This window comes from Enterobacter cloacae complex sp. 394I7 (assembly GCF_057320345.1).
The window spans coordinates 2,242,448-2,262,354 of sequence record NZ_JBXWCR010000001.1; the positions used below are offsets into that span (position 1 = coordinate 2,242,448).

Genomic DNA, 19,907 nt, shown 5'->3' on the forward strand with positions numbered 1-19,907 from the left:
ACCCATCAAGTGTGCCATAATCTGGCCGCCAGGCATATACGTCTGCCAGGTTTACGCTGAGTTTTGACTTTAAGGATTTTTTGACGATGCAGCCCATTTCAGGTACGCCGCCGCGCCCTCCGGGTGAAGGCCCTGTCACACCAAACGTTGCAGGCGAACAACCGCTATCCACACAACAGCGCACCGTGCTGGAGCGACTGATCACGCGCCTGATCGCGCTGACGTCGCAGCAAAACGCGGAAGTCTGGGCTGGGGTAAAGCACGATTTAGGTGTCAGGAACGACGCACCTTTGCAGTCGCGCCATTTCCCTGCTGCCGAGCAAAACCTGAACCAGAGGATTGATACTGCACAGCAGAATCACAGCACACGCCAGATTGTCTCGCAGCTGACCGAGCTGTTGGGCCAGGGAAATAACCGCCAGGCGGTGAGTGACTTTATTCGCCAGCAGTTTGGTCAGACCGCCCTGAGCCAGCTGACCCCGGAACAGCTCAAAACCGTACTGACGCTGCTGCAAACCAATCAGCTGTCAATTCCACAGCCTCAGCAACGCCCTGCGACCGAGCGTCCGCTGCTGCCTGCCGAGCACAACACGCTCAAGCAGATGGTGACCAAGCTGGCCGCCGCCACCGGCGAACCGACGAAGCTTATCTGGCAATCAATGCTGGAACTCTCCGGCGTAAAAGCGGGCGAGCTTATCCCGGCGAAACAGTTTACGCATCTGGTGACCTGGCTACAGGCGCGTCAGACGCTCAGCACCCAGACCGCTCCAACCCTGCACACGGTTCAGGCGGCACTTAAGCAGCCGCTGGAGCCGAACGAATTTGACACCATTCGTGATTACGCCCAGCAGACCTGGCAGGCTACACCGCAAACGGTACTGACCACCGCGCAGGTGCAGGATGTGCTCAATCAGATTTTCGTTCGCCGCGCCGAACGCGAAGGGGGCGTGCCGGAGGCACGAAACATACAGCCAATCTACAATCCGCTGTTTGCGCCGGTGGTGGAAACGTTCAGACCCCTCTCTGCCCGTCCAGGATTGATGTTTATTGCGTTAATGATTGCACTGGCGATTTTCTGGCTGGTCGCATAACGGTTTCGCCCGGTGGCGCTACGCCTGCCGGGCCGACAGCACACCGGGGAGGGCTTGCCGCCCCGGCACTTAACCGCTAAGACTGACGAAACGCCACCAGCGTCACCACAATGCCCACAACCGCTGCAACCGCGCCCGCCAGGAAAACAGACGGATACCCGAACGACGTCGCTAACAGACCTGCCAGCGGCCCGGTTACCCCGTATGAGATATCCTGAAACGCCGCATAGCCGCCAAGCGCCGTGCCACGCACCTGCGGGGCGACACGTTTTACCACCTCCACGCCCAGCGCCGGGAAAATAAGCGAGCATCCGCAGCCGGTCAACGCCGCGCCTAACAACGCTACGGACGCAACGGGTGCATTCCACAGTAACAGCAAACCCAGAGTTTCAATCACCAGTGATGCCACTGCAACCTTCACGCCGCCAAAACGATCCGGCATCCAGCCGAACAGCACGCGCATTAAGACAAATGCGCCACCAAAGGCGGTCAGCGTAAAACCTGCCATCGCCCAGCCGCGGCTCACAAAGTAGAGCGAGACGAACGTACCGATTACCGCAAAACCGACGCCCTGCAGGGCCAGGCCAAGGCCCGGCTGCCAGATTTGACCCACCACGCTCCACAAAGACGGGCGCTCCCCTTTATGGGCAGGGACTTTACGCACCGGACCGTTGAATGCCCATGCCAGCAGCGGCAGCATCAGGGTGGTCGCTGCCAGCGCGGCAAAGCCAAAGTGGCTGTGGATAAGCAACCCGAGCGGGGCGCCTGCGGCAAGCGCGCCATAAATGGCCATGCCATTCCAGGACATGACTTTGCCGGAGCGTGCAGGCCCCACCAGTCCCATACCCCATGTCAGCGTACCGGTCAGGAGCTGGCTTTCACCAAAGCCCAGGATTAAACGCCCCACGATCAGCAGCGCAAATTTATACGCAGCGTCAACCGGCAGGAGAGCGGCCAGCAGCCATGCACCTCCCGCCAGACCACAGGCAAACATGCCCTGTAACGCCGAGCGTTTTGCCCCGTGCTGATCCGCCAGACGTCCGGCATAACCGCGGGTTAATACCGTAGCCAGGAACTGAATACCCACAGCGACGCCGACCATGGTGTTGCCATAGCCCAGCTCCTGATGAACAAACAGCGGGATCACCGGCAGCGGCAGGCCGACGGTCATATAGGTCAGGAACACCGCAAACGCGATGCGAAACAGCGAGACGTTCGCTGAAGAGGTTGTTTCTGTTTGAGTGACTGCAGTCATGCTTTACTCCGAAATGAAGAGTAAGGCGGGGAAAAACCACGCCCCCTCTTCCTGATAACCAGGATTTAGGTGCGTTGGTTGACGTTGAACGCTTACGCATTATCGTGAGGATAATGTTGAGGTAGGAAGTTTGCCTGCGAGATCAGCCGCTTGTCAATGCATAAAAAAAGGGAGCCGTCAGGCTCCCCTTTTGAATCAGTCAGAACTTATGCGTTGTACTTACGCATCACCAGCGTGGCGTTAGTACCGCCGAAACCGAAGCTGTTGGACATGACGGTAGTCAGTGTCGCTTCTTTTGGCTGGGTCACGATGTTCAGACCTGCGGCCTGCTCGTCCATCTCGTCAATGTTGATGCTTGGGGCGATAAAGCCATTTTCCAGCATCAGCAGAGAGTAGATCGCTTCCTGAACGCCAGCAGCACCCAGAGAGTGACCGGTCATGGCTTTGGTCGCGGAGATAGCCGGGCTGTTGTCGCCGAACACTTCACGGATCGCACCCAGCTCTTTCACGTCGCCTACCGGAGTAGAGGTACCGTGGGAGTTCAGGTAGTCGATTGGTGTGTCAACGCCGTGCATCGCCATCTTCATGCAGCGCACTGCGCCTTCACCGGATGGAGCCACCATGTCAGCGCCGTCAGACGTTGCACCGTAGCCCACGATCTCAGCGTAGATGTGCGCACCACGCGCCAGCGCGTGCTCCAGCTCTTCAACCACAACCATACCGCCGCCGCCTGCGATAACGAAACCGTCACGGTGCGCATCATAGGTACGGGATGCTTTATCCGGAGTTTCGTTATATTTGGTGGACAGTGCCCCCATTGCGTCGAATTCACAGGCCATTTCCCAGCCCAGTTCTTCGCCGCCGCCAGCAAACACGATATCCTGTTTACCCAGCTGGATCTGCTCAACCGCATTACCGATGCAGTGTGCGGAGGTCGCACAGGCAGAGCTGATGGAGTAGTTAACGCCGTGGATTTTGAACGGGGTCGCCAGGCAAGCGGAAACCGCTGAACCCATAGCTTTAGTCACAACATAAGGACCTACCGCTTTCAGACCACGTGGGCTACGCATTGCGTCGGCACCAAAGACCTGCGCTTTAGATGAGCCACCGGAACCGGCGATCAGACCTACGCGTGGGTTATTCTGGTAAACTTCCGCGCTCAGACCCGCATCCGCAATCGCTTCCTGCATGGAGAGATAAGCATAAATAGAGGCATCGTTCATGAAACGAACCACTTTACGGTCAATCAAACCGGTGGTGTCCAGTTTGACGTTACCCCATACGTGGCTACGCATACCTGAATCTTTAAACTCTTCAGAGAAAGTGATCCCGGAGCGTCCTTCACGCAGAGATGCCAGGACTTCCTGCTGGTTATTACCGATGCTGGAAACGATGCCCAGGCCAGTAATCACTGCACGTTTCATTCAATACCTCTGTAAGTCGCACTATATTAAGTTTCGAGTCGCACAATAGCGTACACTTGTACGCCGAACAAGTCCGATCAGACATTTTCTGCGGAAATTTGCACCGATGGACGCACATCGTTAAGATCGTGTCACTGCCTGTCAGACGAGTAACTTACGTGAAACAAAACGCTATACAACCCGCCAACCTCGAATTCAACGCTGAGGGTACACCTGTTTCCCGAGATTTTGATGACGTCTACTTTTCTAATGATAACGGACTGGAAGAAACCCGCTATGTTTTCCTCGACGGAAACCAGTTAAACGCCCGTTTCCCCACGCATCCGCGCAGTCTGTTCGTGGTCGCTGAGAGCGGGTTTGGTACCGGTCTGAATTTTCTCACCCTCTGGCAGATGTTCGATCAGTTTCACGCTGCTCACCCTGACGCTACACTGCAAAGATTACATTTCATCAGTTTTGAAAAATTTCCGCTCACCGCGCATGACCTTCGTCTCGCCCATCAACACTGGCCGGAACTTGCGCCATGGGCGGAGCAGCTTCAGGCGCAGTGGCCGCCGCACCTCGGCGGTTGCCATCGTCTGCTGCTGGACGGCGGGCGCGTCACGCTGGATCTGTGGCTCGGCGACATCAATGATCTGACCGATAAGCTTGATGATTCGATGAACCAGAAAGTGGACGCATGGTTCCTCGATGGTTTTGCCCCCGCCAAGAATCCGGACATGTGGAGCCAGCATCTGTTTAACGCAATGGCACGCCTGGCGCGTCCTGGCGCAACGCTCGCGACCTTCACCTCGGCAGGCTTTGTCCGCCGCGGATTGCAGGAGGCCGGCTTTACCATGCAAAAGACCAAAGGTTTTGGTCGCAAGCGCGACATGCTGGTCGGAAGAATGGATCAGACGCTGGAGATCCCCGCTCAGACGCCCTGGTTTTCACGCAGCGCCAGCACATCACGAGAGGTAGCAATTGTCGGCGGCGGGATTGCCAGCGCCCTGCTTTCGCTCGCGCTTTTACACCGTGGCTGGCAGGTAACGCTCTACTGCGCCGACGACGCGCCGGCAAAGGGCGCTTCCGGCAACCGCCAGGGGGCGCTCTACCCACTGTTAAGCGCTCACGATCCGGCGCTGAGCCAGTTTTTCCCGGTAGCCTTTACCTTTGCCCGGCGCCTGTATGATGCCCTGCCTGTGGCGTTTGACCACGACTGGTGTGGCGTTACGCAACTGGGCTGGGATGAGAAGAGCCAGCAAAAAATCGCGCACATGTTGTCGCTGGGTCTGCCGCTCGAAATTGCCCGGGCGGTGAATGCGCAGCAGATAACCGAAACCGCGGGCGTCGATACGGGCTGCGACGGTATCCACTATCCGCTCGGTGGCTGGCTGTGTCCGGCAGATCTGACGACGGCAGCCATTGCGCTGGCGCAGTCGCGCGGGTTGACGGTGCACTATTCCCGCCAGGTCGCCTCACTTCACCACACGGAGCACTGGAACCTGCATTTCACCACCGGCGAAGAGGCGCAGCATACCTGCGTAGTGCTGGCCAACGGTCACCCTATCAGCCAGTTCAACCAGACGGAAAAGCTGCCGCTTTACCCTGTCGGCGGCCAGGTCAGCCATATCCCCACCTCGCCAGCGCTGGAAAAACTGCAGCATGTACTCTGCTACGACGGCTATCTGACGCCACAAAATCCGTCCAACGGCCACCACTGCATTGGTGCCAGCTACCATCGCGGTGAGACCGACATGCGCTACAGCGAAGACGATCAGCAGCAAAATCGCCAGCGCCTGCTCAACTGCTTCCCGCAGGCCGACTGGGCAAAAGAGGTTGATATCAGCGCCGGTGACGCGCGCTGTGGCGTACGCTGCGCCACCCGGGACCATCTGCCGATGGCGGGAAATGTGCCTGACTATGAAGCAACGCTTGAGGCCTATCAGGATCTTGCTGAAAACCGTGATACCGCGGTGAGTGCGCCAGTTTATCCGCAGCTGTTTATGCTCGGGGGACTCGGTTCACGGGGATTATGCTCAGCGCCGTTGCTGGCCGAAGTGCTGGCGGCACAGATGAGTGATGAGCCCGTTCCGCTGGACAGCGTTACGCTTGCGGGGCTCAATCCCAACCGTTTGTGGGTACGGAAGTTACTGAAAGGAAAAAGGGTGAAGTAACGTGCGGGCCGATGTCCTCCCTCTCCCACCGGGAAAGGGAGGAGAAATGACTACCTGGCTTTTGCCTGCTGGAACAGGGTGTCCCACATACCCAGCACTAATGACTGGTCACGCGGAGAGAGTTCCCCTGCCTGGATCGCTTTCTCCAGGCTGCGGCTCACTTCATCATGAATGGCCTCGGCAGAGTGATCGTCCCCTGCTTCCAGCTCAGCGACAGCCAGCGTCAGGTGACCACGCAGATAACCGCTGGCGAACAGCTCATCATCACTGGCGTGTTCCACCATGTCATCAATTAACGCCAGAATGCGTGATTCAAATTCTGCGATCATCTTCTTTCCTCTGTTAAAGATCTTCCGGCCAAGGGAAGCATTCCGCCGTGATCTCCGGCGTGTGGTAATAATTCTGTAAGGCCTCGATCAGGCGCGCCGGACGTTCCGGGATGCCTTTCTCAAGATACTCCATCACCTGCGCATGAACGCGGCGCTGGAAGACAATACGGTCTGGCTCGACCTCTCCTTCGAGGTTGTCACAGCTGACGTTGAACGGGAAACCTGCCGCCACACAGAATAACCATTCCAGCGCCTGCGGTTTCACCTCCACATCTTCAAACTGGCTCTGCGTGGCGGCGTCACGGCCGTCCGGACAATACCAGTATCCGAAGTCCACCTGCTCACGACGCGCTTTCCCCGCTATACACCAGTGCGAAATCTCGTGTAACCCGCTGGCGTAAAAGCCGTGCGCGAACACGATACGGTTATACGGCACGTCCGCATCAGCAGGAAGATAGATCGGTTCGTCGTCGCCTTTAATCAGACGGGTATTAAAATCATCAGCAAAACAGCCATCAAAAATCTCAATCAGCTGTTCGTATTTATGCGTTGTGTTCATTAATTCATTCCCAGCCAGGTGAGGATCTCTTGTCCATGGCTGTCATAAAGCAGTTTGGCACTCATGACCGCTGAGACGACAACAATCATCGGGCGAATGAGCTTCTGTCCTTTGCTTAATACCAGACGCGAGCCCGCGCGTGCGCCTAAAAACTGCCCTGCCATCATCACAAATCCGGTTGCCCAGATAACTTTGCCACCAATGATAAACAGCAGCAGGCCGCCGACGTTTGACGTCGCATTGAGCACTTTGGCGTGGGCGGTGGATTTAGCGAGGTTAAAGCCGGCCAGCGTCACGAACGCAAGGGCATAGAACGAGCCTGCTCCGGGGCCAAAGAAGCCATCGTAAAACCCGACGCAGCCACCCGCGATAAGAGCGAACGGCAGGCCATGCAGACGACGCTGCCGGTCTTCTTCCCCGAGCTTTGGCATCAACAAAAAGTAGAGACCGATGCAGATAACCAGAATGGGGAGGATCTGGCGCAAAATATCGGACTGTACATGCTGAACCAGCAGTGCACCCGAGGTCGAGCCAATAAAGGTCATCAGAATATTGAGCTTCTGGTCAGCCAGACTGACGACCTTACGGCGAATAAAATAGAGTGACGCGGAGAGCGAGCCGCCGCACGCCTGAAGCTTGTTAGTGGCGAGCGCCTGTGCCGGGCTCATGCCCGCGGCCAGCAGCGCCGGTACGGTTAACAAACCACCGCCGCCCGCCAGAGCATCAATAAATCCGGCCAGCATCGCCACAAAGAAAAGCACCACCAGCAGAAGCGGCGACACCATAAACAGTTCGACGAAATTATCCATTAAAGTACATGCTCATCCAGTAGCGCCTGGCAGGAAGGCGGCAACGGAGGCGGTGTCTTCTTCTCAGGCTTAGAGGTTCCAGGTTTTGCCGGCTCAAACCAGCTCTGCAGTTCCGCACCACAGCCATCGCCTGGCGGGGGTAACGGCTGATCTTCACATTCCAGGCTGTTTGCCGGGCAGCGCAGACGAACGTGCATATGTGCACGATGCTGGAACCACGGGCGCACTTTACGCAGCCAGTCGCGATCGGTGCCGGCATCCAGGCAGAGCTGCTGCTTGATGGCCGGGTTAACGAAAATCCGCGTGACATCGTTATCTTTCGCCGCCAGCTTAATCATGCTGAAGACGTCCTGCGTCCACAACGATGGCACGACGTTTTTACCGTCGCGCGCCACCAGATCCAGCGCCTGCGGTTTCAGCAACTGGGCTGAACTCCAGCGCGCTTTCGGCAGTTGCAGGAAGATATCGACATCGAGACCGGTCTGGTGACTGGCGTGTCCGCCGTTGAACCGACCGCCGGCAGGCATCCCCATATCGCCAATCAGCATCGTGCCCAGCCCCAGGTTATGCACCTGGTTTCCCAGACGCTGGATAAACAGCACCAGGTCCGGATGGCCAAAATAACGACGCTGGTCGGTCCGCATCACCTGATAGGTATCGGACTGCAGCGGAAGTTCCTGTGCCCCAACGATACAGCCGTTCGAGAACGCGCCAATTGACTGCGCGCTGCCCGCCACAGGATGGGTAATTTTCTGCCATGGCGTCGCGGCCAGACTGGCTCCACTGGCAAGCAGTGCCAGCAGAGCAATGACGGTTTTTTTCATGTTTACCAGCGTGGAATGGTGGTCGTCACATCCGCATTCTGCGCGCGCTGGCGCAGGAAGTGATCCATCAGTACGATCGCCAGCATCGCTTCTGCGATCGGCACCGCACGGATCCCCACACAGGGATCGTGACGTCCTTTAGTGATCATCTCAACTTCTTCGCCAGAGCGGTTAATCGTGTGGCCTGGCACGGTAATGCTGGAGGTGGGTTTCAGCGCAATATTGGCAATAATCTGCTGACCACTGCTGATACCGCCGAGGATGCCGCCCGCGTGGTTGCTCTGGAAACCGTCTTTGGTGATTTCGTCGCGGTTCTGGCTGCCGCGCAGCGCAACGACGTCAAAACCGTCGCCAATTTCTACGCCCTTCACCGCGTTGATGCTCATCAGCGCGTGAGCGATGTCCGCATCCAGACGGTCAAATACCGGTTCACCCCAGCCTGGCGGTACACCATCAGCCACGACGGTAACTTTGGCACCAATGGAGTCGCCCTCTTTTTTCAGGCCACGCATCAGTTCGTCCAGCGCTTCCAGCTTATCTGCATCGGCACAGAAGAACGGATTTTGCTCGACCAGATCCCAGTCTTTGATAGCCAGTGGAATATCGCCCATCTGGGTCAGACAGCCGCGGATCACAATGCCAAATTTCTGCTGCAGATATTTTTTGGCGATAGCCCCTGCCGCAACGCGCATCGCGGTTTCACGGGCAGACGAACGTCCGCCGCCGCGATAATCACGGAAGCCATACTTTTGTTCGTAGGTGTAATCGGCGTGTCCAGGACGGAATACATCTTTGATGGCGCCGTAATCCTGCGAGCGCTGATCGGTATTTTCAATCAGCAGCCCGATGCTGGTGCCGGTGGTGCGGCCTTCGAAAACGCCGGAAAGAATTTTGACCTGGTCCGGCTCGCGACGCTGCGTGGTGTAGCGAGAAGTCCCCGGACGACGACGGTCGAGGTCGTGCTGTAAATCAGCTTCGGTCAGTTCGATGCCTGGCGGTACGCCGTCAACGATACAGCCCAGTGCCAGCCCGTGCGATTCACCAAAGGTGGTCACCCGGAATAATTGTCCAATACTGTTTCCTGCCATCACGGCTCCGATGTCGTTATTTGTGTTTGAGCGTTGTGAAACGGGCCGAAGCCCGCTGGATTAATCTTTGTAAATGCTGAAGTATTCGCGCGCGTCAAGCAGCTGCGCTTTGGTCAGCATAAAGACGCCGTCACCGCCGTTATCGAACTCAAGCCAGGTGAACGGCACATCCGGGTACTGCTCTATCAGATGTACCATGCTGTTGCCCACTTCACAAATCAGAACACCGTCGTCGGTCAGATAATCCGGCGCGCAGGCCAGAATGCGACGGGTAAGCTTCAGGCCATCAGAGCCTGACGCCAGACCCAGCTCCGGCTCGTGGCGATATTCGTTTGGCAGATCGGACATGTCTTCCGCATCTACATACGGCGGGTTGGTGACGATCAGATCGTACTGCAGCGTTGGCAGATCGCGGAACAGATCGGAGCGGATTGGCGTAACGTGATGGATCAGACCGTGCTCTTCAATATTGTGCTCGGTCACAGCCAGCGCATCGGTGGAGATATCCACGGCATCCACCTCCGCTTCCGGGAAGGCGTACGCACAGGCAATCGCGATACAGCCGCTGCCGGTACACATATCAAGGATATGCTCTGGCTGATGGTTAATCAGGCCTTCAAAGTGGTTGTTGATCAGTTCGCCAATCGGCGAGCGCGGCACCAGTACGCGTTCATCAACATAGAACTCGTGACCACAGAACCAGGCTTTGTTGGTCAGATAGGCAACCGGAATGCGCTCGTTAACGCGGCGGATAACACGCTCCACGATACGGTGCTTTTCGCTGGAGGTCAGGCGTGCGGTACGCATGTCTTCCGGAATATCGAGCGGCAGGTAGAGGGACGGCAGTACCAGTTGAACGGCCTCATCCCACGGGTTATCGGTACCGTGCCCGTACCAGATATTTGCGGCGCTGAAGCGGCTAACCGACCAGCGCAACATGTCCTGTATGGTATGCAGCTCGTTTACTGCTTCATCGACAAAAATTTTATCCACTCTTTCCTCCAGGGCATGCTCGCATAATTTTCGGCGGCTAGTTTGCCATGAAGACGGCGATAAATCAGCAATGACGCGTCGCGCTTGAGGTTAAAAAATGCGTTTAGTCGGGTACACTGTCGGAAATACGAGATGAGAATGACCCATGAAAAAGAAAACATCCCTTAGCGAGGAGGATCAGGCGCTCTTCCGTCAGCTGATGACCGGGACGCGTCAAATCAAGCAGGACATCATTGTCCACCGTCCGATGCGCAAAAAAATCACGGAAGTCCCGGTCAAGCGAATGCTCCAGGAGCAGGCGGATAATAGCCACTATTTTTCAGATGAATTTCAGCCGCTGCTCAATACGCAGGGCGCGGTGAAGTACGTACGGGAAGATGTCAGCCACTTTGAGCTGAAAAAATTACGCCGGGGGGATTACTCGCCCGAACTGTTTCTTGATCTGCACGGTTTGACGCAGATGCAGGCGAAGCAGGAGCTGGGCGCGTTAATTGCCGCCTGTCGTCGCGAACATGTTTTCTGCACCTGCGTGATGCACGGCCACGGCAAACATATCCTGAAGCAACAAACACCGCTGTGGCTGGCTCAGCATCCCCACGTGATGGCGTTTCATCAGGCACCCAAAGAGTACGGCGGAGATGCCGCATTACTGGTGTTGATTGAAGTAGAAGAGTGGCAGCCGCCAGAATTACCCTGACAGGACGGCGGGAGGCATGTTCTGCTCCCCGCCATATCGCACGTCACATCAGATAGCTTTTGCCATCTTCAGATTGCACGGACTCATTTGCCAGTTGAAGACCCCTTTGCCCGTTTCGTCGAGAGCGACGTTGGCAATGGCGGAAGTCGTGAACATCGGCGGCGTCTCGCCCGGGCACAGCTCAGATACCAGATAGCCAACCAGTGGCAGGTGGGAAATGACCAGCGCGGAAGCGACACCTTCATTGCACAGCGCCTGAAGATAAGCGCTGACAAGGCCGACATCACCGCACGGGGTGAGTTCCGAGAGAACATCCACACTGGCTGGCAGGTTCATACACTCCCCCACCACTTCCAGCGTCTGTTCTGCACGCAGGAACGGACTCACCAGAACGCGTTCGATGTCCACTTTTTGACCTTTAAGCCATGTCGCCATCAGACGAGATTCGTCGCAGCCACAGACGGTCAAAGGACGTACTGAGTCACTGGCGGCATCGAGTGCCGCGTCGCCGTGACGCATGATAAAAACTTGCATATTGCACCGCTTTTGTTAACCAGAATCACCGGCGTTGACTACCTGCGATTACCGCTCCGAGGTAGAAAACCCGATGGTCGGGCATTGTGCCTGATCCATTCGGTGAATGAAACGCTGTTTTTTACCTCAATGGCGTAAGTATAGTCAATCTCTGTTTACAAAATCGCCAAAACAGGTTCGTACACTTCAGGATTTACCCTTTTTTGACCTCAACTTACGAGGACAGTTTCCCTTGAAGGCCAAAATGTCTGGCCCCGTTCCGCCATCTGCAATAATTCGTCACACGGTGTAAACCGCGGACCGTATTGCGAGGCCAGACGTTGCAGGATTGCAACCACTTCACCCGCACCGAGAGTGTCCATGTAACGGAACGGGCCGCCGAGGAACGGCGGGAAACCAATGCCAAATACCGCACCGATGTCACCATCGCGCGCGCTTTTAATCACCTGCTCACCAAAGCAGCGTGCCGCTTCATTAAGCATCATCATCACACAGCGTTCAGCACACTGAACGGGTGACAGTTTCCCCTGACCGGTTGTCGGAATAAGCCCATAAACCGAAGGGTCGACCTGTTTCTTGCTTTTACGCCCTTTCGCGCCGTAAAGATAGAAACCGCGTTCATTTTTTCTGCCTTTGCGATCGTCCTTCAAAATTGCAGAAACAATGTTTGCAGGCGGGCTAAAACGATCTCCATAAGCATCTTCCAGCACAGGTATAATTTTAGTGCCGGTGTCGATTCCCACCTCATCCAAAAGTTGGATTGGGCCAACGGGGAACCCAAACTTCACCAGCGCCTCGTCGACGTGTTCGATCTTCTCCCCTTCCGTCAGCAGCCGCATCGCTTCATTTATATAAGGCGCCAGAATGCGGTTAACGTAAAAGCCGGCTTTGTCCGCCACCACTATCGGTGTCTTACCCTGCATTTTGGCCAGTTTAACCACGGTAGCAACGGTTTGCGGGCTGGTACTGGCGTGTGGGATAACCTCCACCAGCGGCATTTTTTCAACCGGACTGAAATAGTGCAGGCCAATCACCTGCTCCGGACGCTGGGCTCTGGCCGCAATATCACCAATGGGCAATGACGAGGTGTTCGACGCAAAAATGGTATGGGGTGCGCAATGTTGCTCAACGTCAGCCACCATCTGCTGCTTAAGCGCCAGGTCTTCAAACACCGCTTCAATCACCAGATCGCGATGGGCAAAACCGCTGTAGTCTGTCGTGCCGGAGATCAGTGCCAGGGTTTTATCACGCTCATTGGCCTTGATATGGCGGCGTTTAACCTTTTGATCAAGGTTCTGCCAGCTGTACTGCAGCGCGTGATTGATTCCCTTCGCATTGATGTCTTTGATACGTACAGGCAATTTGCCTTTGCTGGCGGTAACAAAAGATATTCCGCCCCCCATCAGCCCGCCCCCCAGTACGCCAATGGCATGCAGCGGTGCAGGTTGCGCCTCGCTGCCGGGGTCTTTTTTTACCTCTGTACTGGCAAAAAAGATGTTACGCAGCGCCTGAGACTGCGGCGTCATCGCCAGCTCGCCAAAGGCTTTTGCTTCTGCGGCATAGCCGCTGCTGCTGCCCTGAGATAACCCCACTTCAATAACCTCAAGGATACGTTTCGCCGCCGGGTAGTTGCCTTTGGTTTTTTGTTCGGTTTTCTTGCCCGCCATGCTGAACAGGAGTGTGCGGCCCAGTGGCCCGGCCAGCACGCGCTCACGCACCGGCAGAGGACGTTTTGCCTGCCGTCCTTTGAGCGCCAGTTCAACCGCTGCCTCAAGCAAAATGGCGTGAGGAACCACCTCGTCGACCAGGCCGGCTTTCAGCGCCTGACGGGCACGCAGTTGTTTGCCGGTTAATATCATTTCCAGCGCAGTGCTGACCCCAACCAGACGCGGCAGACGCTGCGTCCCGCCGGAGCCTGGCAGGAGGCCTAACTGTACTTCAGGCAGGCCCAGAACGGTTTTCGCATCGTCGGTACAAATGCGGCTGTGACAGGCCAACGCCAGCTCCAGCCCACCGCCCAGACAGGCACCGTGGATCGCCGCGATAACAGGGATAGACAGCGCATGGATCTCCGCCATGACCTGTTGCCCCTGACGCGCCAGCTCTTCGGCTTCCTGAGCGTTTTGCGCCCTGGCAATCATGTTGATATCGGCTCCGGCAATAAAGTTGTCCGGTTTCGCTGAGATAAACACCAGGCCGCGAATCGCTTTGTTCTCGCGGATCTGCTTTAGCATCGCGCGCACCTGAACGCCGAACTCGGCTTTCAGGGTGTTCATCTTCTCGTTGGGAACATCGATAGTAATAACGGCGACGTTATCGAGGCGTACCGTCAGATTAAATGCAGATGGCATATCCATTATTCAGCCTCCAGAACCATTGCCGCGCCCAGACCACCCGCTGCGCAGGCGGTTACGAGACCAAAACCACCGCCCCGGCGGCGTAACTCATGTAATGTCTGGGTGATCATCCTCGCCCCCGTCGCCGCAAATGGATGACCGTAGGCGATGGAGCCACCCAGGACGTTAAATTTGCTCTGATCCACTTCGCCAGTGGCATGCGCCCGGCCAAGAACATCGCGCGCGAAACGCTCACTCGCCAGCAGTTGTATGTTTGCCAGGGTTTGTGCGGCAAAGGCTTCGTGCATATCAATGAGGGTTAAATCCGCGAGGGTCAGTCCCGCGCGTTCCAGCGCCAGCGGTGTGGACCACGCCGGCCCTAACAACATGTCCTGCCACACATCTATCGCCGTGAAGGCGTAGCTGCGCAGGTAGCCCAGCGGTTTTATGCCCAGCTCTTTGGCATGGGATTCCGTCATCAGGATCACCGCGGCGGCACCGTCCGTCAGCGGAGTACTGTTGGCGGCCGTGACGGTACCGTGTTTGCGGTCAAATGCCGGACGGAGCCTGGCGTAATCCGCCATCGTCGAGCTGCCGCGAATATTGTTATCTTCTGAGAGCGGTTCACGGTATGGCGGGATGTACGCCGTCATGACTTCATCAGCCAGTTTGCCTTCCGACCAGGCTTTCGCCGCCAGCTGATGTGAGCGATGAGCCAGCGCATCCTGCTGCTCACGGGTGATCCCGTAAGTTTTTGCCATCTGCTCGGCGGTATCGCCCATTCTCAGACCGGTGGAATACTCCGCCACTGCGGGCGGTACAGGCATGAGGTCACGCAGGCGTAAGCGTGAGAAAAGTTTGAGTTTCTGACCGACGGTACGGGCTTTGTTGGCGTCAACCAGGATCCGGGCCAGCTTTTTACTGACCCCAATCGGCAGAACCGAAGAGGAGTCCGCCCCGCCGGCGATCCCAGCACGAATGGTACCTGCCATCAGGCTTTCAGCCACGTTAGCCACCGCCTGGAAACTGGTAGCACATGCCCGGCTGACGCTGTAGGCATCAGTGTGGACATTCATCCCCGTACCGAGGACGATTTCGCGCGCAATATTGGGTGCTTCAGGCATCTGCACAACCTGGCCAAAAACCAGCTGCTCGATGACCTCAGGCGGAATTTCGCTGCGAGCCAGCATCTCCCCCACCACCATTTTCCCCAGATCGACAGCCGGTATGCCATGAAACGCTGTCGCCTGACGTGCAAATGGCGTACGTAATCCACTGACAATGGCAATGCGATCGCCCTGACGGGTAATAAGCGGTAACGCCTGACTCATAACCTTCCCCTGTAAAATTTTTTACTCAAACATAAAGTGGTCTGACCTGATAACAGTCTTAACTATTTTTTTACATTCAGCCAATCAGGGAAACGAAAAAGTGCGAGCTAAGGCACAGAGAAGAAAAAGAAAATGTCTCTGCGAAAACAAAAGCAAAACGGTAACCCGAAGGTTACCGTTTTAGTGTGCACCCTCTTCTGTGAGAGAGGGGCCAGGATGAGGGCATTACGCCGTTGAGATTAGCGCAGACCCAGCTGGAAAATCAGCGTTTCCGCCTCGCAGGCGAACACAAAGTCGATATCCAGCTTCACGCCGCCGTCCACGTCAGTAAAGGTGGATTTGATTTCGCACGGATCGGATTCGACCTCACGTGCACGTTTGCTCAGCGCGGCCAGGGTTTCTTCCGCTTCGGCGCGGTTGCTGAATACGCGGCTGTAAGAGGCGGTGCAATCGGAGTTGTCCATGATGGTACCAACATCCATACAGCAGCAAACCGGGGTTTCATCAGCACTGCATTTACTCATAGCTCAATTTCCTCTGTATTCGCGCAAGGCGCGAGATAAACACGATGCTGCTATTTTACGCCCCGGGGCTGGCTCTCTCCAGCCGTTAATGGCGCAAAAGCGGATAAGTGACCAATATCACACTAAAAAATGATCTAGAACAAAAATCACCCTTTCAGACGATTCGCAATGGTCACAATTTTGCCAACCAGATCTCGTTTCAAGAAACATGTTTGAAAATATTAATAAACAAACTTGCAACATTCTGGCTGGTCAGACCTATACTCTCGCCACTGGTCTGATTTGTATGTCATACCTCAGACCCTACACTTCGCGCTCCTGTTACGGTATGTAACAATTATTGAATAAAAATAACTCAATGAGGTTATGGTCATGAGCCAGAAAACCCTGTTCAAAAAGACTGCGCTGGCAGTCGCAGTGGCAATCGTCTCTACGTCCGCCTGGTCCGCGGGCTTTCAGTTAAACGAATTTTCTTCCTCTGGCCTTGGCCGTGCGTATTCCGGGGAAGGCGCAATTGCTGATGATGCGGGCAACGCGAGTCGTAACCCTGCACTGATCATGATGTTCGATCGTCCGACCTTCTCTGCTGGTGCAATCTTTGTTGATCCGGGTGTTGATATATCGGGCCGCTCGCCAACAGGCGCCAGCCTGAAGGCAGACAACATCGCGCCAACAGCCTGGGTGCCAAACCTCCACTTCGTTGCGCCAATTAATGACCAGTTCGGCTGGGGCGCTTCCGTGACGTCTAACTACGGTCTGGCTACCGAGTTTAATAATAACTACGCCGCAGGGGCGTATGGCGGTAAAACCGACCTTGAAACCCTGAACCTGAACCTGAGCGGTGCTTACCGTCTGGACAACCACTGGAGCTTCGGCGTCGGCTTTGATGCGGTTTATGCTAAAGCGAAGATCGAGCGCTACGCGGGTGACCTGGGTAAAGTCGTTGCTGGCTCAGGCGCTCTGCCGCCGATTCCGGGTCTGGCACAGCAGGTTGCAGGTATTCCGACAGATACCCAGATTGCTTACCTTAAGGGTGACGAATGGGGCTTCGGCTGGAACGCCGGTATCCTTTATGAAATCGATAAAAATAACCGCTACGGTTTAACCTACCGTTCCGAAGTGAAAATTGACTTCGATGGCGATTATAAGAGCAGCCTGCCTTCAGCCTATAACCAGATTCTGGGTAGCTTCGGCCTGCCAATGGGCACCGACGGCCGTACCACTGGCGGTTCTCTGAGCCTGCACTTGCCAGAAATGTGGGAACTGTCGGGTTATAACAAAGTGGCGCCGCAGTGGGCGGTTCACTATAGCCTGACCTATACCAGCTGGAGTCAGTTCCAGGAGCTGAAAGCGACCAACAGCAATGGTGACACGCTCTTCTATAAAGATGAAAGCTTCCGTGATGCCTACCGTATCGCGCTGGGTACCACCTACTATATGGATGACAACTGGACATTCCGTACCGGTATTGCCTTCGATGATAGTCCTGTACCGGCTGACAAGCGTTCCATCTCCATTCCGGACCAGGACCGCTTCTGGCTGAGCGCAGGTGCAACCTATGCTTTCAATAAAGATGCTTCTATCGATGCGGGCATCTCTTACATGCACGGTCAAAAAGTTAACTTTAAGGAGGGGCCGTATGAGTTCTCTTCTGAAGGTAAAGCCTGGCTGTATGGCATGAACTTCAACTACGCGTTCTAATCGCGCAGGGATTAAAAAAGGTGAGCATGGCTCACCTTTTTTCTTTATTCCGGGTCGATATCTTTATTCCGAGTCGATATCTTTTAATTCGTTCTCGATTGCTTTCGCGTTCGGATTCTCTTCCGGCTTCAGCTTGCCACCATTGGCAATAAAGTCGTGATTCTGGAAGTAAGCTTCGCGGACCATAATATACGGGTCAGAAGACTGACGCAGCAGACCGTCCGAATCAAGCAGTTGCGCACGCGTCTCGATCCCTTCCACCGTCCATTTCCCTACCGACAGCGGCCAGGTCAGCCACGACAGAACCGGATACAGCGTATCCACCATGTCGCCGCCGTCATCACGTACGGTGAAACTGCCGTAGAATGGCAGATGAACATACGGACCATAACCCACGCCATAATGCCCCATCGTACTGCCGAAACGGTGCGGTTGCTCACGCTGAAGTTTCGGGTTCGCCATACCGGCAACATCGATGAAGCCCCCCATCCCCAGCAATGAGTTCAGGAAGAAGCGGGTAAAGTGCACCATACCCTGATACGGATCGCCCTGCAGGAAGTAGTTCACCATCACCGCAGGTTCTTCCAGGTTACTGGTGAAGTTACTCAACCCGTTACGCGCAGGTTGTGGAACATAATCACGCCATGCAACTGCCACCGGGCGAACCACATACGGGTCCAGCACGTTGTAGTTGAAGCTGTACATTGAGCGGTTAAATCCTTCGAGAGGATCGGAGCGTCCCGTTTGCTCTCCAGAGCTGGCGCAGCCCACAAGCATCGTCGCGCCCAGCGCAAGCGCCGACAGCCGAAGTTTCATAAATATCTCCCTGTTCAGTATGGCTATCGTTGATTGCCATCCGTAACGGAGCATGGGTTGCTCCGCCTGTAAACGTGCAAGTGATTGTAACAGCACGTTTACCGATGTCTACGAGCACAATTACGGGCAGTAACCACCGTCACTCTGATCTCAGCATAGCCTGGCTTTTAGAATTCGTTTCGCTGGCAATTTTATAATGTCTTTTAATGAGATGTATCGCCTTTGTTGCCATTGCCGCCAATTTAAGAGCATCCCCACGGGCATTTCATTAAAAGCCGCTACGCTTTATAGAAAGATCATCGTGTTGGAGTGGCTATGAAAGAAGTGGGCGAAGAAAAAATTGGCGAGAGTAATGAGGAAATTGAAATTGAAAGCGAGGAAAAAGAGCGCGGTGAGGAGATAGAAATCAATGAAGATCGCCTTCCTTCCCGTGCGATGGCGATCCATGAACATATCCGACAGGATGGCGAAAAAGAGATGGAGCGTGATGCCATGGCTCTGTTTTGGTCGGCCATCGCGGCAGGCTTGTCGATGGGCGCCTCACTCCTCGCCAAGGGAATATTTCATGTGCAACTGGAAGGGGTACCCGGTGGATTTTTACTTGAAAATCTCGGCTACACCTTTGGCTTTGTGATTGTCATTATGGCGCGCCAGCAGCTGTTTACTGAAAACACCGTTACCGCCGTTCTCCCGGTGATGCAAAACCCTACCCTCGGTAATTTCGGTTTACTGATGCGTTTATGGTGCGTCGTGCTGCTGGGGAATATCATCGGTACAGGCGTGGCGGCATGGGCATTTGAATATATGCCGATATTCGATGAGCCCACCCGGGATGCCTTCGTGAAAATCGGTATGGACGTAATGAAAAACACGCCGTTCGAAATGTTCTCGAATGCCATCATCTCCGGCTGGATAATCGCGACCATGGTGTGGATGTTTCCTTCCGCGGGCAGTGCCAAAATTGTCGTGATCATATTAATGACCTGGCTGATAGCGCTGGCTGACACCACGCACATCGTGGTCGGAACTGTTGAAATCCTCTATCTGGTCTTTAATGGTACGCTTCACTGGAGCGATTTTTTCTGGCCGTTCGCCCTGCCGACGCTGGCAGGCAATATCTGCGGCGGAACGTTTATCTTCGCACTGTTAAGCCATGCGCAAATCCGTAACGACATGTCTAATAAGCGCAAGGCCGAACAGAAAGCGCGGGAAAACGATGATAAATCTGCAAAAAAATCGACCTGAATGGTGACTCTTTGAGCAGTCAGGCGGCGATGAGCTTAACGCAAAGTGTAAATGAGGCTATACTCGTGCCGCCTTGTCCCCTTAGTTAAATGGATATAACGAGCCCCTCCTAAGGGCTAGTTGCAGGTTCGATTCCTGCAGGGGACACCATATACCCCCTCTCCTGATGTCTACCAGACTCAAGAAAACTCCCTT

General features: G+C 55.3%; 18 protein-coding genes and 1 tRNA gene. 6 read left to right on the forward strand and 13 right to left on the reverse strand.

What is annotated here, in order from left to right:
* Nucleotides 1–86 precede the first annotated feature (86 nt).
* Nucleotides 87–1,091: a flagella biosynthesis regulator Flk gene (gene flk, locus AC2FAP_RS10825; RefSeq protein WP_449541812.1), complete on the forward strand. Its 1,005-nt coding sequence runs from the start codon at nt 87–89 to the stop codon at nt 1,089–1,091.
* 76 nt (nt 1,092–1,167) lie between these two features.
* Here the strand turns inward: flk and AC2FAP_RS10830 are convergent, their stop codons facing one another.
* Nucleotides 1,168–2,346: an MFS transporter gene (locus AC2FAP_RS10830; RefSeq protein ID WP_059306631.1), complete on the reverse strand. Its 1,179-nt coding sequence runs from the start codon at nt 2,344–2,346 to the stop codon at nt 1,168–1,170.
* A gap of 206 nt (nt 2,347–2,552) precedes the next feature.
* On the reverse strand, nt 2,553–3,770 hold the full coding sequence (gene fabB / locus AC2FAP_RS10835; protein WP_014171039.1) for a beta-ketoacyl-ACP synthase I: 1,218 nt from the start codon (nt 3,768–3,770) through the stop codon (nt 2,553–2,555).
* A 158-nt stretch (nt 3,771–3,928) separates the two neighbouring features.
* Between fabB and mnmC the strand changes: the two genes are divergently transcribed.
* Nucleotides 3,929–5,926: a bifunctional tRNA (5-methylaminomethyl-2-thiouridine)(34)-methyltransferase MnmC2/FAD-dependent 5-carboxymethylaminomethyl-2-thiouridine(34) oxidoreductase MnmC1 gene (gene mnmC / locus AC2FAP_RS10840; protein WP_449541811.1), complete on the forward strand. Its 1,998-nt coding sequence runs from the start codon at nt 3,929–3,931 to the stop codon at nt 5,924–5,926.
* 50 nt (nt 5,927–5,976) lie between these two features.
* Here mnmC and AC2FAP_RS10845 read toward each other — a convergent pair whose 3' ends face one another.
* Genes AC2FAP_RS10845 through prmB form a run of 6 tightly spaced genes read right to left on the reverse strand, consistent with a single transcriptional unit; the run spans nt 5,977 to nt 10,528 of the window.
* Nucleotides 5,977–6,255 carry a YfcL family protein gene (locus tag AC2FAP_RS10845; protein WP_020883115.1) on the reverse strand — a complete coding sequence of 93 codons (279 nt, stop codon included), beginning with the start codon at nt 6,253–6,255 and terminating at the stop codon, nt 5,977–5,979.
* Between the two features lie 13 nt (nt 6,256–6,268).
* The gene (locus AC2FAP_RS10850) at nt 6,269–6,814 is read right to left on the reverse strand and encodes an elongation factor P hydroxylase (protein ID WP_020883114.1); all 546 of its coding nucleotides are present in this window, start codon (nt 6,812–6,814) and stop codon (nt 6,269–6,271) included.
* A complete protein-coding gene (locus AC2FAP_RS10855) occupies nt 6,814–7,623 on the reverse strand; it encodes a sulfite exporter TauE/SafE family protein (protein WP_014171043.1) in 810 nt (269 codons plus the stop codon). The genes AC2FAP_RS10850 and AC2FAP_RS10855 overlap by 1 nt, the downstream gene beginning before the upstream one ends.
* Complete coding sequence (gene mepA / locus AC2FAP_RS10860; protein WP_014171044.1) at nt 7,623–8,447, reverse strand: penicillin-insensitive murein endopeptidase; 825 nt, start codon at nt 8,445–8,447, stop codon at nt 7,623–7,625. The genes AC2FAP_RS10855 and mepA overlap by 1 nt, the downstream gene beginning before the upstream one ends.
* A gap of 2 nt (nt 8,448–8,449) precedes the next feature.
* The gene (aroC, locus tag AC2FAP_RS10865) at nt 8,450–9,535 is read right to left on the reverse strand and encodes a chorismate synthase (RefSeq protein WP_025203566.1); all 1,086 of its coding nucleotides are present in this window, start codon (nt 9,533–9,535) and stop codon (nt 8,450–8,452) included.
* Nucleotides 9,536–9,595: 60 nt separating this feature from the next.
* Nucleotides 9,596–10,528 (reverse strand): 50S ribosomal protein L3 N(5)-glutamine methyltransferase, encoded by a 933-nt coding sequence (gene prmB, locus AC2FAP_RS10870; RefSeq protein WP_014171046.1) that lies wholly within the window; start codon nt 10,526–10,528, stop codon nt 9,596–9,598.
* Nucleotides 10,529–10,673: 145 nt separating this feature from the next.
* Between prmB and smrB the strand changes: the two genes are divergently transcribed.
* A complete protein-coding gene (gene smrB / locus AC2FAP_RS10875) occupies nt 10,674–11,225 on the forward strand; it encodes an endonuclease SmrB (RefSeq protein ID WP_163305247.1) in 552 nt (183 codons plus the stop codon).
* 48 nt (nt 11,226–11,273) lie between these two features.
* Here the strand turns inward: smrB and sixA are convergent, their stop codons facing one another.
* The 4 genes from sixA to AC2FAP_RS10895 all read right to left on the reverse strand — a co-directional run bounded on the left by sixA (nt 11,274) and on the right by AC2FAP_RS10895 (nt 15,950).
* A complete protein-coding gene (sixA, locus tag AC2FAP_RS10880) occupies nt 11,274–11,759 on the reverse strand; it encodes a phosphohistidine phosphatase SixA (RefSeq protein WP_163305245.1) in 486 nt (161 codons plus the stop codon).
* A 209-nt stretch (nt 11,760–11,968) separates the two neighbouring features.
* Complete coding sequence (fadJ, locus tag AC2FAP_RS10885; protein ID WP_020883111.1) at nt 11,969–14,116, reverse strand: fatty acid oxidation complex subunit alpha FadJ; 2,148 nt, start codon at nt 14,114–14,116, stop codon at nt 11,969–11,971.
* Nucleotides 14,116–15,426: an acetyl-CoA C-acyltransferase FadI gene (gene fadI, locus AC2FAP_RS10890; RefSeq protein WP_449541810.1), complete on the reverse strand. Its 1,311-nt coding sequence runs from the start codon at nt 15,424–15,426 to the stop codon at nt 14,116–14,118. Before fadI ends, fadJ begins: the two co-directional genes overlap by 1 nt.
* A 239-nt stretch (nt 15,427–15,665) precedes the next feature.
* The gene (locus tag AC2FAP_RS10895) at nt 15,666–15,950 is read right to left on the reverse strand and encodes a YfcZ/YiiS family protein (RefSeq protein WP_014171053.1); all 285 of its coding nucleotides are present in this window, start codon (nt 15,948–15,950) and stop codon (nt 15,666–15,668) included.
* Nucleotides 15,951–16,322: 372 nt separating this feature from the next.
* Here AC2FAP_RS10895 and fadL point away from each other — a divergent pair, with 372 nt between their 5' ends.
* Entirely contained in the window at nt 16,323–17,651 is a 1,329-nt protein-coding gene (gene fadL, locus AC2FAP_RS10900; RefSeq protein ID WP_485452929.1) for a long-chain fatty acid transporter FadL, read from the forward strand.
* Nucleotides 17,652–17,714: 63 nt separating this feature from the next.
* Here fadL and mlaA read toward each other — a convergent pair whose 3' ends face one another.
* Nucleotides 17,715–18,467, reverse strand: a complete 753-nt coding sequence (mlaA, locus tag AC2FAP_RS10905) for a phospholipid-binding lipoprotein MlaA (protein WP_020883108.1) — start codon at nt 18,465–18,467, stop codon at nt 17,715–17,717.
* 315 nt (nt 18,468–18,782) lie between these two features.
* Between mlaA and AC2FAP_RS10910 the strand changes: the two genes are divergently transcribed.
* Together AC2FAP_RS10910 and AC2FAP_RS10915 are read left to right on the forward strand one after the other, a co-directional pair.
* A complete protein-coding gene (locus AC2FAP_RS10910) occupies nt 18,783–19,712 on the forward strand; it encodes a formate/nitrite transporter family protein (protein ID WP_333096742.1) in 930 nt (309 codons plus the stop codon).
* Nucleotides 19,713–19,787: 75 nt separating this feature from the next.
* Nucleotides 19,788–19,862 (forward strand) — tRNA-Arg (locus AC2FAP_RS10915).
* Nucleotides 19,863–19,907: the final 45 nt, after the last annotated feature.

Excerpts from the sequence above, each read along its gene's own strand:
- flk (WP_449541812.1), top strand. The coding sequence starts at position 87 with ATGCAGCCCATTTCAGGTACGCCGCCGCGCCCTCCGGGTGAAGGCCCT.
- AC2FAP_RS10830 (WP_059306631.1), bottom strand. The coding sequence starts at position 2,346 with ATGACTGCAGTCACTCAAACAGAAACAACCTCTTCAGCGAACGTCTCG.
- fabB (WP_014171039.1), bottom strand. The coding sequence starts at position 3,770 with ATGAAACGTGCAGTGATTACTGGCCTGGGCATCGTTTCCAGCATCGGT.
- AC2FAP_RS10845 (WP_020883115.1), bottom strand. The coding sequence starts at position 6,255 with ATGATCGCAGAATTTGAATCACGCATTCTGGCGTTAATTGATGACATG.
- AC2FAP_RS10850 (WP_020883114.1), bottom strand. The coding sequence starts at position 6,814 with ATGAACACAACGCATAAATACGAACAGCTGATTGAGATTTTTGATGGC.
- AC2FAP_RS10855 (WP_014171043.1), bottom strand. The coding sequence starts at position 7,623 with ATGGATAATTTCGTCGAACTGTTTATGGTGTCGCCGCTTCTGCTGGTG.
- mepA (WP_014171044.1), bottom strand. The coding sequence starts at position 8,447 with ATGAAAAAAACCGTCATTGCTCTGCTGGCACTGCTTGCCAGTGGAGCC.
- aroC (WP_025203566.1), bottom strand. The coding sequence starts at position 9,535 with ATGGCAGGAAACAGTATTGGACAATTATTCCGGGTGACCACCTTTGGT.
- smrB (WP_163305247.1), top strand. The coding sequence starts at position 10,674 with ATGAAAAAGAAAACATCCCTTAGCGAGGAGGATCAGGCGCTCTTCCGT.
- sixA (WP_163305245.1), bottom strand. The coding sequence starts at position 11,759 with ATGCAAGTTTTTATCATGCGTCACGGCGACGCGGCACTCGATGCCGCC.
- fadJ (WP_020883111.1), bottom strand. The coding sequence starts at position 14,116 with ATGGATATGCCATCTGCATTTAATCTGACGGTACGCCTCGATAACGTC.
- fadI (WP_449541810.1), bottom strand. The coding sequence starts at position 15,426 with ATGAGTCAGGCGTTACCGCTTATTACCCGTCAGGGCGATCGCATTGCC.
- AC2FAP_RS10895 (WP_014171053.1), bottom strand. The coding sequence starts at position 15,950 with ATGAGTAAATGCAGTGCTGATGAAACCCCGGTTTGCTGCTGTATGGAT.
- fadL (WP_485452929.1), top strand. The coding sequence starts at position 16,323 with ATGAGCCAGAAAACCCTGTTCAAAAAGACTGCGCTGGCAGTCGCAGTG.
- mlaA (WP_020883108.1), bottom strand. The coding sequence starts at position 18,467 with ATGAAACTTCGGCTGTCGGCGCTTGCGCTGGGCGCGACGATGCTTGTG.
- AC2FAP_RS10910 (WP_333096742.1), top strand. The coding sequence starts at position 18,783 with ATGAAAGAAGTGGGCGAAGAAAAAATTGGCGAGAGTAATGAGGAAATT.